The 13,137-nt window shown below is 47.0% G+C and carries 10 protein-coding genes; 5 read left to right on the top strand and 5 right to left on the bottom strand.

Annotation, left to right across the window (positions count from 1 at the left end; translation table 11 throughout):
• Positions 1–16 precede the first annotated feature (16 nt).
• On the top strand, positions 17–469 hold the full coding sequence (gene fabZ / locus V1358_RS04680) for a 3-hydroxyacyl-ACP dehydratase FabZ (RefSeq protein WP_347390818.1): 453 nt from the start codon (positions 17–19) through the stop codon (positions 467–469).
• A gap of 2 nt (positions 470–471) precedes the next feature.
• Complete coding sequence (gene lpxA / locus V1358_RS04675; protein ID WP_347392765.1) at positions 472–1,242, top strand: acyl-ACP--UDP-N-acetylglucosamine O-acyltransferase; 771 nt, start codon at positions 472–474, stop codon at positions 1,240–1,242.
• Between the two features lie 55 nt (positions 1,243–1,297).
• Here the strand turns inward: lpxA and cydC are convergent, their stop codons facing one another.
• From cydC to V1358_RS04650, 5 genes are read right to left on the bottom strand one after another with little or no spacing between them, the layout of a single operon-like run.
• Positions 1,298–3,016, bottom strand: a complete 1,719-nt coding sequence (cydC, locus tag V1358_RS04670; RefSeq protein ID WP_347392764.1) for a thiol reductant ABC exporter subunit CydC — start codon at positions 3,014–3,016, stop codon at positions 1,298–1,300.
• Positions 3,009–4,772 carry a thiol reductant ABC exporter subunit CydD gene (gene cydD, locus V1358_RS04665; protein WP_347392763.1) on the bottom strand — a complete coding sequence of 588 codons (1,764 nt, stop codon included), beginning with the start codon at positions 4,770–4,772 and terminating at the stop codon, positions 3,009–3,011. Before cydD ends, cydC begins: the two co-directional genes overlap by 8 nt.
• A gap of 4 nt (positions 4,773–4,776) precedes the next feature.
• A complete protein-coding gene (gene cydX / locus V1358_RS04660; protein WP_347390814.1) occupies positions 4,777–4,902 on the bottom strand; it encodes a cytochrome bd-I oxidase subunit CydX in 126 nt (41 codons plus the stop codon).
• 9 nt (positions 4,903–4,911) lie between these two features.
• Positions 4,912–6,051, bottom strand: a complete 1,140-nt coding sequence (cydB, locus tag V1358_RS04655; protein WP_347392762.1) for a cytochrome d ubiquinol oxidase subunit II — start codon at positions 6,049–6,051, stop codon at positions 4,912–4,914.
• Positions 6,048–7,619 carry a cytochrome ubiquinol oxidase subunit I gene (locus tag V1358_RS04650; protein WP_347390812.1) on the bottom strand — a complete coding sequence of 524 codons (1,572 nt, stop codon included), beginning with the start codon at positions 7,617–7,619 and terminating at the stop codon, positions 6,048–6,050. Before V1358_RS04650 ends, cydB begins: the two co-directional genes overlap by 4 nt.
• Before the next feature lie 273 nt (positions 7,620–7,892).
• On the opposite strand from V1358_RS04650, the gene lpxB reads away from it, so the two are divergent.
• Genes lpxB through dnaE form a run of 3 tightly spaced genes read left to right on the top strand, consistent with a single transcriptional unit; the run spans position 7,893 to position 13,127 of the window.
• Positions 7,893–9,050 (top strand): lipid-A-disaccharide synthase, encoded by a 1,158-nt coding sequence (lpxB, locus tag V1358_RS04645; RefSeq protein ID WP_347392761.1) that lies wholly within the window; start codon positions 7,893–7,895, stop codon positions 9,048–9,050.
• On the top strand, positions 9,040–9,636 hold the full coding sequence (gene rnhB / locus V1358_RS04640) for a ribonuclease HII (protein ID WP_347392760.1): 597 nt from the start codon (positions 9,040–9,042) through the stop codon (positions 9,634–9,636). Before lpxB ends, rnhB begins: the two co-directional genes overlap by 11 nt.
• On the top strand, positions 9,636–13,127 hold the full coding sequence (gene dnaE / locus V1358_RS04635; RefSeq protein ID WP_347392759.1) for a DNA polymerase III subunit alpha: 3,492 nt from the start codon (positions 9,636–9,638) through the stop codon (positions 13,125–13,127). The genes rnhB and dnaE overlap by 1 nt, the downstream gene beginning before the upstream one ends.
• Positions 13,128–13,137 lie beyond the last annotated feature (10 nt).

Genomic DNA, 13,137 nt, shown 5'->3' with positions numbered 1-13,137 from the left:
GTTTAAGGAAAAGAAGTTGGCTAATCAGTTAAATAGCTTTGATATCCAAGAAATTTTGACGCTACTACCACATCGTTATCCGATGTTGTTAGTGGATAAAGTACTGGACTATACGCCTGGTGAAAGCTTACACGCTATCAAAAATGTGACGATGAATGAACCTGTATTTACGGGTCACTTCCCTGAGCAGCCAATATTTCCTGGTGTGATGATTTTAGAAGCCATGGCTCAAGCAACAGGTTTACTTGGTTTTAAAACGACGGAAAATCGTGGTGAGAACGAACTATACTTGTTTGCAGCGATTGATAATGCGCGCTTTAAGCAACCTGTGATGCCAGGTGATACAATGCATTTGCATGTGAAGTTCTTAAAAGAGCGCCGCAATATGTGGAAGTTTTATGGCGAAGCACGCGTCGATGATAAAGTTGTGTGTAGCGCTGAACTAATGTGTGCAAGAAGAGAGTTTTAAACGTGATCCATCCGACCGCAATTATCGAACCTGGTGCAAAGCTTGCTGATGATGTTCAAGTTGGACCTTACAGCTATATTGGCAACGACGTAGAAATCGGTGCAGGTACAATTATTGAATCTCACGTCGTGGTGAAAGGCCCATCTAAGATTGGCAAAAACAACCACATCTTTCAATTCGCATCGGTTGGCGAGGCTTGCCAAGATAAGAAGTACAAGGATGAACCAACGCAACTGATCATCGGTGACAATAACGTCATCCGTGAATGTGCAACGATCCACCGAGGCACTATTCAAGACGAAGGTATCACTAAAATCGGTAGCAATAACTTGTTCATGGCGTATACCCACGTTGCCCATGATGCCGTAATTGGTGATAACGTTATTTTTGCTAACAACGCGAGTGTTGCAGGCCACGTACATATTGGTGACTGGGTTATCCTTGCCGGTAACTCGGGTGTTCACCAGTTCTGTAAGGTGGGTTCGCATGCATTTATCGGTATGTACTCTGGCGTAAACCAAGACGTACCGCCGTATGTAACTACCATCGGCACCCCAGCGCGTCCAGTGGCAATTAATACTGAAGGCTTAAAGCGTCGCGGCTTTGAAGCGGACGAAATCATGGCGCTACGCCGTGCGTATAAGACGCTATTCCGTAAAGGGTTAAAAGCGGATGAAGCACTTGAGCAGCTGCGTGAAGAAGTTGAACAATTCCCAGCAATACAGCCAATGATTGATTCAGTCATGAATTCAACGCGCGGCATTATCCGCTAGTTGAAATTCATGAAGAAAAAGCGCCTTATCTAGGCGCTTTTTTTATCTTTATAAATTAGTTAATTACTATCGTAAGTGCACGATAGTCCTCATATTTTTCGAGCAGCTCTCGGTGTGTGGCAATAGCAACAATCTCACCTTGTTCTAACCAAATAACACTATCCATTTTTGCCAATATTGCCGTATCGTGGGTACTGGTAACTAGTGTACGGCCTCGGGCGATGTTGAGTATAGACTCAAACACACGAGCCTGGTTGTCGGTATCAAGCCCTCTGGTTGGTTCGTCGAGAATTAACACCTGCGGCTGGCGTAATAACAGCTGTGCTAAATGTAAGCGTCGCGCTTCACCACTAGATAACTGGCGACCACTAAAACCGATATAGGTATCGAGCTGATGTTCCATTGCACTGACTTGCTCGCCTAATTGTGCCTTGTCTAATACTCCCCAGAGTAACTCGTCACTGGCTTTTGGATTGGCTAACAACAAGTTTTCTTTAATAGTGGCATCGAATGTATGTACATATTGGTTAAGTACACCGATACGCTCATATAACCAATGTTTATCGAGATGTGAGAGCTGGCAGCCAAACGCATGGGCGCTACTCGATTCTGTGCTTATCTGTGAGCTCAGCAGGTTTAACAGTGTTGATTTACCCGCGCCACTGCGCCCAACAATAGCCACCTTATCACCGCGGCGAATGGTCAAATTGATGCCATCGAAGAGAGGACTTTGCTGGGGGTAGGCAAATGATAAATTCTGTAACGCAAAAATCTCTTCGCTTGTTTCATCGCCATATTGCTGGTTCGGTTGTTGGTTACTCTGGCGTTCAACTAGGTTGCGAATACGTCCTGCACTGGCAAGGGTAATTTCCAGTTTTAGTAAGGCGTCTGGCAGCTGCGCCACGGTTTCAAAGCTCGCCATGACTAACAGGACAAGCATGGCTAGATTGACATTGATGATATGCCCGCTTTGCACTTGTGGAATAAGAACGATGAGTGCACACACAATGGCCAGTTGACTTACGAAAAGTGTGAGCCCTTGATGCATTGCCCACCATTTATGCGCGATGTGTTGTTGCTTATCCAAGACATGCTGCGAGTGTTCGATACGCTGCCAAAAAGCGTGTGTTGCCCCAGCGAGCTGCAACTCTTTCAAACCTCTTGTTCCTTCGAGCAAACATTCGTTTAATGTTTCTTGTGCAATGAGTGTATTTGTCCCCACTCCCTGTAGGTTTCGCCCTAACCATGCAGGTAGTATGACGCCCACGCAAAGCAAGGCAGTGACGGCTAGCCACATTAGTGACAAGCTGTACGCACTCAATACTAGGGCCAATAACACCACACCAACGATGGCTAGGAGAATTGGGATCAGGACCCCCAAATAGAACTCATCAAGCAGTTCGACATCTTCCTGTAGCTGCGAAATTTGCTTACCTAAACTTGCAAAGCTTTGCATCGGCATATGTGTTAATGCTGTAAAAACCCGCACACGTAGGGTTTTTAACACCAAGAAAGTCGTGTTGTGATTAACTAAACGCTGCGCGTACCCCCCAGCTGTTCTAACTATCGCTAAAAAGCGAATAATACCTGCAGGTGTAAAGTAATTCATGGTCACTCCGGCGATACCTGCGCTCGCCATTGCCGCAAGAAACCATCCCGACACAGCCAACAAAGTGATATTGGCGACTAACGCAACGAATGCCAGAGCGAAGCCCAATAAAGCCCATTTAATATGAGGTCTTAATAATGAAAGTAGAAATCGCCAATTAGCCATGTGCGACTCCCTGGCGATTTATCAGTCCATGAAAGTAGGTGCTTGGGTCTTGTGCTAAGTAATCGTAACCGCCTTGCTCAATTAGTTCGCCGTTTCGTAGTACCAGTAAATGTGTTGCACTGGTAAGCGTATGGAGACGATGTGCTATCACCACGACCAATATATTTTCGCTCAAGCGCTCTAAGCAATGCTGAACAACGGCTTCGCTGTGTTTATCCAAAGCAGAGGTAGGTTCATCTAAAAACAAAATATGCGGCGACTTGTAAAGCGCTCTGGCTATTGCGATGCGTTGTATTTGACCGCCGGAAAGTCCAGCGCCGAGTTCACCGATAGGAGTGTCGTAGCCGTGAGGTAAACTCATAATAAAGCTATCCATGTCTACATCCGCGCACACTTCACGTACCCTTTGTCGGTTAACCTGTGGTTGTCCCAAAGCAATATTTTCGGCAATGCTACCGCTAAATAGGGTAGGTGATTGGGCAACCCAGGCTATTTTCTGCTGATAGTCGATGACGCTTAGGGTTGTCAAAGGTTGTTGATTGATGAGGACGCTATTGTTTGCGCTAGGGTGTATGCCCATCATGCAATCCATTAGGGTTGACTTTCCAGCCCCGCTGGGCCCAACAATAGCCAATAGTCCTCGTTGTGGGCATTGGAAGCGAATGTTTTTTAGGACTCTTTTTTGGCTATTGGCGAAGCGAAAGGTCAAGTCCTGTACTCGAATATCCGTGATGTCAACTAAGTGACTTAGCGATGAATCTTGGGGCGTACAGTCCATATCAGGTTTTAATATGGCCATCATTGAGTCAGCGCTTGCTAACCCTTTAAGCTTGGCGTGATAATGCTGTCCCAATTGCCTTAGCGGCATATAAAACTCAGGCGCTAGTAGCAACACCACAAACCCAGTGGCGAAGTCTAGTGTCCCAAAATAAAGGCGAAAGCCGATAATGACCGCAACCAAGGCGATGCTGATGGTAGCCAAAAACTCAAGAGCTAGGGTGGAGATAAAGGCAATGCGCAATACGGCTAGGGTAGATAAGCGAAACTGGTCGGCCATGGTGTCCACGCGCTCAATTTGCTCTGGTGCGTTATTGAATAATTTAAGCTGCGCCAATCCACTGATTCGGTCATAGAAAAACTGTCCCATACGTTGCAGTTTTTTCCAGTTTTGCTCATTCAAATCCTGTGCTTTGTAGCCGATAAGAATCATAAAGAAAGGGATAAGAGGTGCGGTGACCACAAAAATGAGTCCGGATTTCCAGTCAATGGGAAACACCACCGCGATGATCGCAAAAGGTATAAGTGCAGCGTAAGCTACTGCGGGAATATATTTGGCGAAGTAATCATGCAGCGATTCTACACCTTGGTTTAATGTTAAGGCTAACTCTGCGGGAGCACGATGTTGCTGGCCACTTTGTTGCTGAGCCAGTGCTTGCCATAGCGCAGCGCGCATTTCATGTTTGATGCGTTGAGCACTTCGCTCGCCAAGATATCGGCTGGCATAACTAAGTAGAGCGCGACCGATAAACAGAGCCGCCAATGCCCATAATGTATGTGCTTGCGACGCTAGGTTGGCACCAGTAAACATGACCTCATGGCAAATCTGTGCGAGCAGGTAACAGCTTGCAATCATCAACAGTGCATTGATAAAGCCACAGATTATGCTGAGCGTCAGCGAACGATTTCTGGAGCGCGTAAATTCCTTTAAAAATGCGCGCAACTCGAGTTGTCGCGCGCGATTTGGTTGGGGATTCATTCCTTTAAAAATGCTCCTGCTCGTCATCGGCGATACTGTCACTGTGTTGCTGCATTTCGTACCACATCACATTGATGACACCAAACGCGACTGCAAATAAAACACCGAGTAGCCAAGTGAAATACCACATATTTCCTCCTTAGTAGCTGCCGTGGCTATTGTTTTCGATTTCTTCGTGACTCACACGGCGCCACATCTTCACGTAGCACCAAGTGGTATAAGCGAGCACGATAGGAAGCATCACTACCACCACAATAAACATGATGTTTAAGGTCATGTGGCTCGACACCGCATCCCAGATTGTGAGGCTCATATTGGCGTCGTGACTTGAAGGCATAATGAATGGGAACAAGGCGCTACCAAAGGTCATGATGATGCCAAGCAACATTACACTGGTCAGCACAAAACCAAATCCTGCTTTGTTCCGCCAAGAGCAAAGTAGCGCAAGCACCCCCGCTACATAGGCGAGTACGGGAAATGCCATTGACCATGGACGTTGATTGTAGCTGTCTAACCATAAGCCTTTGCCAACCGTCACGGATTTCGCCAATGGGTCGGCATGGCTATTAGCATCTGCCATCGTGACTATCTGCATGCCATCAATTTGCGTCAGCCAAACACCTGCAAGGGCAAAACTAACCAAAGTGACTAGTGTTGCAACGCGACCCACTTTCGCCGCTCGTTGCGACACAGGGTTAACGGTGCGCAAGTGCAGCCACTGGCCAGCATGAGCGACTAACATGGCGACACTGACAACGCCGCACAGCAATGCAAATGGGTTAAGTAGCGCAAAGAAGGAGCCTTGATAACTAACACGCATTAAATTGTCGATATGCAGTGGCACGCCTTGAATAAGGTTACCAAACGCCACGCCAAATATGAGTGCGGGAATAAAACTCCCAGCGAACAATGCCCAATCCCAGCGATTACGCCATTTAGGGTTGTCTAATTTAGAGCGGTAATCGAACGCCAACGGTCTAAAAAATAGTGCAAATAGCACCAGCATCATGGCGAAGTAAAAACCGGAAAAGGCAGCAGCGTACACCATAGGCCATGCAGCAAATAAAGCACCGCCTGCGGTGATAAGCCACACTTGGTTGCCGTCCCAATGTGCCCCCACGGTATTGATCACAACGCGACGTTCCACGTCTTTTTTAGCAACGAATGGCAATAACATGGCGCTGCCCATATCCATACCGTCAGTGATTGCAAAGCCGATTAGTAGGGCACCGATCAGCACCCACCAGATTAGTTTTAACGTTTCATAATCAAAAATCATGATTGGCTCTCCTGCAATGCCTGACGCTCGAAGAAATATTTACCGGTATGCAATGAGCTCGGCCCTTGCTTGATGAAATGCAGCATCAACCAGACTTCGATAATCGCTAAAATGGTGTAGAACACGATAAAGCCGGTGAGAGAAATTAATACGTCAGTCGTGGTTAGGCTGGACGTGGCCATAAAGGTGGGTAGGACTTCCGAAATGGCCCAAGGCTGGCGACCATACTCGGCTACAAACCAGCCTGTTTCGATGGCAATCCAAGGCAAAGGGATTGAGAATAACGCCGCTTTGAGTAACCAGCGCTTTTGTTCAATAACGCGTTTAGCGTTGTAGTAAAAAGAGGCCGCAAATACGAATAACATGATCATGCCACAGGCCACCATGATGCGGAATGTCCAAAACATTGGGCCGACTTGCGGAATGGAATCTTTAACCGCTTTGGCAATTTCTTCTTCCGTGGCATTGTAGACATCATCGCGATAGCGTTTAAGTAATAAGCCGTAACCTAAATCGTCTTTATATTGCTCAAACTGAGCAATGGTGTGTTCACTTTCATCGCCATTACGTAGCTTCTCAAGATAGCGATAGGCGTGCATACCACTGCGGATACGTTGTTCGTGTCGAGCTTGAAGATCTTTGATACCAATCACTTCTTCATCAAGTGAACGCGTTGCAATTATGCCCATTACATAGGGGATCTTAACAGCTGCATGGGTTTGTTGAGCTTCTGAGTCCGGAATACCAAATAAGGTAAACGCTGCCGGCGCAGGCTCAGTCTCCCATTCCGCCTCGATGGCGGCTAATTTTACTTGTTGTACTTCCCCGACTTCGTAGCCTGACTCGTCACCAAGTAAAATGACACACAATACTGACGCTAGACCAAAACTACATGCTACCGAAAATGAACGTTTGGCAAACGCAACGTCGCGCCCGCGAAGGATATAAAAGGCGCTGATCCCCAGTACAAACATCGAAGCTGCAACATAACCTGCAGATACCGTATGAATAAATTTGACCTGTGCGACCGGGTTGAACACTAATTCCGCAAAGCTCTGCATTTCCATGCGCATGGTTTGATAATTAAATTCTGAACCGACTGGGTTTTGCATCCAGCCGTTTGCGATAAGAATCCACAAGGCTGAGAGGTTAGTGCCGATGGCCATAAGAAAGGTGGCCCCAAGGTGTTGGACTTTGGTGAGGCGGTCCCAGCCGAGGAAAAACATGCCAACAAACGTAGATTCGAGGAAGAAGGCCATAAGCCCTTCGATAGCCAGCGGTGCCCCAAAAATGTCGCCAACGTAATGGGAATAGTATGACCAGTTGGTTCCGAACTCGAATTCCATGGTCAAGCCAGTGGCTACGCCTAAAGCAAAGTTTATTCCGAATAATTTGCCCCAGAATTTCGTCATATCGCGGTATATCTCGCGCCCAGTCATGACGTAAACAGATTCCATTATCACCAAGATCCATGTCATACCCAAGGTAAGCGGCACGAATAAGAAGTGATAGAAGGCGGTGATCGCAAATTGCAGACGGGATAAGTCCACAAAGGTTTCATCTATCATTGTTTGACCCCTAATGTAGTTTGTCTGAACTTTCAGTAATTATTGAAAGTTCGATTAGTATCTAGCCTTTCAACTACTTCGTCAATAAAAAATATTAGCAGTTCCTAAATTAGAAATAGCACGATTTGTGCAAAATATGCGCGCAAAGTCGTATAAATAAAGCACGATTTTTCAACTGCCTAGATTTCATTCTTTGGGTGGTTTTAAGCACCTCGTAAACAGGGTAGACTAGTCTGTTAATAACAATTATGGTTTTCGGGATTACCCCAATTCATGTGCGCGACAGCAAAACCTCTACGAATCGGTATCGTTGCTGGAGAGATGTCAGGAGACATCCTCGGTGAAGGTCTGATCAAAGCGATTCAAAAAACACATCCTGATGCTCAATTTGTTGGCATCGGCGGACCTCGTATGCAAGCGCTTGGTTGCGAAAGTTTATTCGACATGGAAGAGTTGTCGGTGATGGGCTTAGTTGAGGTGTTATCGCGTTTACCCCGATTACTTAAAATCCGCAAACAACTGGTGAATCATTTCATCGATAACCCACCCGATGTGTTTATTGGTATAGACGCGCCTGATTTTAACTTGCGCGTTGAATTACCGCTCAAAGAGGCGGGTATTACCACAGTGCATTATGTTAGCCCCTCAGTGTGGGCTTGGCGTCAAAAACGAATTCATAAAATAGCCAAAGCCACCAACTTAGTGTTGTCCTTGCTGCCATTCGAAAAAGCATTTTATGATGAACATAAGGTGCCGTGTACCTTCGTGGGTCACACGTTGGCTGATGACATTGAAATTGAACAAAACAATACAACAGCCAGAGCACAACTGGGTTTATCCCCAGAAGATAAAGTATTGGCGCTACTACCAGGAAGTCGAGGCTCTGAAGTCGGGTTACTAACGCCAACCTATGCGCAAACCGCTGAGCGTTTGCAACAGCAAAATCCGGGTTTAAAAGTCGTCGTGCCTTTGGTTAATGACGCGCGTAAGGAACAGTTTTTGGCGCTGCAACAAGAACATGCACCAAAACTTGATGCCATGCTACTTGATGGTCAATCAAGCATTGCAATGCAAGCCAGTGACGCCATTTTACTTGCGTCTGGCACAGCTTCTCTTGAGGGCATGCTGTATAAAAAACCGATGGTGGTTGGTTATAAGTTAAAACCAATGACCTATTGGATGGTGCAAAATGTGTTTACTTTTACCATCAAGTATTTTTCCCTTCCGAACTTGTTAGCGGACGAAGAGTTGGTACCAGAGTTTTTACAGCATGAGTGCAATGTTGATGCGCTTTGCGCTGCACTGGAGCCACGTTTGTACGGTGATACCAGCGCGTTGATTCAACGTTTTACGGATATCCATAAAAACATTCGCTGTGATGCTAGCGCTCAAGCCGCTAAAGCAGTACTGGAGCTTATCAATGCAAATTAATCGTCCAGATGTTCAATACATTGCCGGTGTTGATGAAGTAGGGCGTGGCCCCTTGGTTGGCGATGTTGTTACCGCAGCGGTGATCCTTGACCCAACTAAGCCAATCGAAGGTCTTGCCGATTCAAAAAAGCTCAGCGACAAAAAACGCAAACTGTTGAGCGAAGAAATCAAAGAAAAGGCGCTGAGCTATTGCATCGCTCGAGCTTCAGTTGCTGAAATAGACGAGCTGAACATTCTGCACGCGACTATGCTAGCGATGAGTCGCGCAGTAGCTGGTTTGGATATCACTCCAGACTTTGTTTTTGTTGATGGCAATCGCTTACCTGAACTTGATGTTGCCGCACAGCCCGTTGTCAAAGGCGATGCGTTGGTGGCGGAAATCAGCGCGGCCTCTATCTTAGCTAAAGTGGCACGGGATGAAGAAATGATTGCCCTTGATGCGCAATATCCGCAATACGGTTTTGCGGGACACAAAGGGTACCCGACGAAAGCACATTTTGAGGCGCTTGCCGAGCATGGTGCTACTGAGCATCACCGAAAAAGCTTTAAACCCGTGCAACGAGTTTTAGCTGAGCGAGGACAATAATGGCTGCACCGCAATTCGTCCACTTACGCGTTCATAGCGACTTTTCCATGGTTGATGGTTTGGCGAAGACCAAACCGATTGTTGCCGCGGCCCAGAACCTGCAACTGAGCGCCATGGCTATTACCGACCAAATGAACCTCTGTGGCTTGGTGCGCTTTTATGGCGCGGCTCACGGTGCGGGTATCAAGCCCATAGTTGGTGCCGATATGTGGCTTAATGCCCCAGAATTCCCTGATGAAGCGTGTCGAATTGTTCTACTAGCCAAAAATAACGAAGGCTACAAGAATCTTACTTTATTGATTTCAAAGGCTTACTTGCGCGGTCACGTCATGCATCGAGCGATGATCGACCGCCAATGGCTAGCCGAGCATGGCGAAGGTCTCATCATTCTAAGTGGTGCTAAAGACGGAGACCTTGGTAAGGCATTACTCAAAGGTAATGCGGGTGTTATTGAAGAGATAAGTGCTTTTTATCGCACCCATTTCCCCAACGACTACTATCTCGAACTCATTCGCACTTCCCGTGATGATGAAGAAAGCTATCTGCACCTAGCGGTTGAACATGCGTATGCCCACAATTTACCTGTGGTGGCGACGAATGAGGTGGTGTTCTTAAAGCCCGAGGATTTTGAACCTCATGAAATTCGCGTTGCGATTCATGATGGCTATACACTCGAAGACAAGCGCCGCCCTAAGCGTTTCTCGCAAGAGCAATACCTGAAAACGCCAGAGCAAATGGCAGAGCTATTTAGCGATATTCCTGAAGCGCTGCAAAACACCGTGGAAATCGCCAAGCGATGTAATGTCACTGTGCAGTTAGGCACATACTTCTTGCCAGACTACCCGACAGGCTCACTGAAAATTGAGGACTTCCTTGTTAAAGTCTCCCGCGATGGCCTTGAAGAGCGTTTGCAATTCTTATTCCCTGATGAGCAGTTACGGGCCCAGCGCCGTGGCGAATATGACGAGCGTTTGCAAATTGAGCTCGACGTTATCAACCAAATGGGATTCCCCGGCTACTTCTTAATCGTAATGGAGTTCATCCAGTGGTCCAAGGATAACAATATTCCAGTCGGCCCAGGTCGAGGCTCGGGTGCGGGTTCACTGGTTGCTTATGCGCTCAAAATCACGGATTTGGATCCGTTGCAGTTTGACTTACTATTCGAGCGATTTTTGAACCCAGAACGTGTTTCCATGCCCGACTTTGACGTCGACTTCTGTATGGATAGGCGAGATGAGGTAATCGACCACGTAGCGAAACTTTATGGCCGTGACGCGGTATCGCAGATAATCACCTTCGGTACTATGGCGGCTAAAGCCGTTATTCGTGACGTAGGGCGTGTGCTTGGCCACCCTTATGGTTTTGTGGATAGAATTTCGAAGCTTATTCCTGGCGACCCAGGTATGACGCTTACCAAAGCCTTTGAAATTGAACCGCGCTTACCTGAAGCCTACGATGGCGATGAAGAGGTGCGTGACCTCATTGATATGTGTCGCATTCTTGAAGGGTGTACGCGAAACGCCGGTAAACACGCCGGTGGCGTTGTAATCTCACCGACCACAATCACTGACTTTGCGGCTTTGTATTGTGATGAAGAGGGTAAATTCCCGGTTACGCAATTTGACAAAAACGATGTTGAAGAAGCGGGGCTGGTAAAATTCGACTTCCTAGGTCTGCGAACGCTCACCATTTTGCAATGGGCATTGGATATGACCAACGAGCGTCTTGCTCGTGAGGGTAAAGAACCTGTTGATATCAACGCGATCCCACTGGATGACAGACCCAGTATCGAATTGCTATTACGCGCCGAAACCACGGCGGTGTTCCAGCTTGAATCGCGCGGTATGAAAGACCTTATTCGTCGTCTAAAGCCCGACTGCTTTGAAGATATGATCGCACTGGTGGCCTTGTTCCGTCCGGGTCCATTGCAATCAGGCATGGTTGACAATTTTATCGACCGTAAGCATGGTAACGAAGAAATCTCCTACCCAGATGCACAGTATCAACACGACAGTTTGCAGCCTATATTGGAGCCGACTTATGGTGTAATCCTGTATCAAGAACAGGTTATGCAAATTGCACAGGTGCTTGCTGGTTACTCATTGGGTGGCGCTGACTTATTACGTCGAGCCATGGGTAAGAAAAAGCCAGAAGAGATGGCTAAGCAGCGTTCAACGTTTGAAGAGGGAGCGATACAAAACGGCGTTGATGGCGAACTGGCGATGAAAATCTTCGACTTGGTAGAGAAGTTCGCAGGTTACGGCTTTAACAAATCGCACTCCGCAGCGTACGCGTTGGTTTCGTACCAAACCTTGTGGATGAAAACGCATTATCCAGCGGAATTCATGGCTGCGGTAATGTCCGCGGATATGGATAACACCGACAAAATCGTGACGCTGGTGGATGAATGTGAAAACATGAAGTTGGCGTTATTGCCACCTGATGTTAATGCCGGTCTCTACAAGTTTACGGTTAACCGCCAAGGCCAGATTGTGTATGGTATTGGTGCGATTAAAGGGGTCGGTGAGGGCCCTGTTGAGGCTATTTTACAAGCGCGCGAAGCTGAAGGCCCGTTCAAAGACTTGTTTGACTTCTGTGCCCGTGTTGACCTCAAACGTTTAAATAAACGTGTTATTGAAAAGCTGATCATGGCCGGAGCCATGGATAAATTAGGTCCAGATCCGGTGCAAGGCGGCCGTGCTATCTTGATGGCTTCATTGCCCGAAGCAATTAAGTCGGCCGAGCAGCACAATAAAGCGGAACAGTTAGGCCAAGGTGACTTGTTTGGTTTGCTCGCGACCGAGCCAGAGGAGGTCGAACAGGCCTTCAAGCGTGTCCCATATTTTACCGACAATCAATGGCTCGACGGTGAGCGTGAAACGCTCGGGTTGTTCTTAACTGGGCATCCAATTAATCAGTATCGCGGTGAATTAAAGCATTATACGAGTGGAAAACTCGTCGATCTGACGCCAACTGAACGAGATGTGCAAACGACCGCTGCGGGTTTGGTAATTAGTGCTCGCACCCTGATAAATAAAAAGAATAAACGCTGGGGTTTAATCACTTTAGATGACAAGAGTGCGCGTATTGATGTACGCTTATTCCCAGAACAGTTCGAAATGTTCCAAGAATTGCTGCAAATCAACAATATCTTGGTCATAACTGGACAGGTCAGCTTTGATAACTTCTCCGGCGGCATTACAATGACCGCCAGAGACGTCTGTACTCTTGCTGAGGCCCGAGAAAAACGCATTAAAGCGATGAAAATGACGGTCGATATGGCGCAAATTGATGACAACTTCTTCGAAAAGTTGGAAAAAGTGCTAGAACCGTACAAATTTGGTACGTGCCCGGTAAAAATCCTTTACCGCCGACCAGATGCCTTAGCCGAGTTGGAACTAGGAACACAATGGTGTGTGACGCCAGCGGATGACTTAATTCACAAGTTATCCCTCATGGCGGCACAAAATATAGAATTAGAATTTAATTAAATGGGTTAAT

Source organism: Pseudoalteromonas pernae, from assembly GCF_039831865.1.
Taxonomy (GTDB): domain Bacteria; phylum Pseudomonadota; class Gammaproteobacteria; order Enterobacterales; family Alteromonadaceae; genus Pseudoalteromonas; species Pseudoalteromonas pernae.
This window is presented reverse-complemented; position numbering and strand designations above follow the sequence as displayed.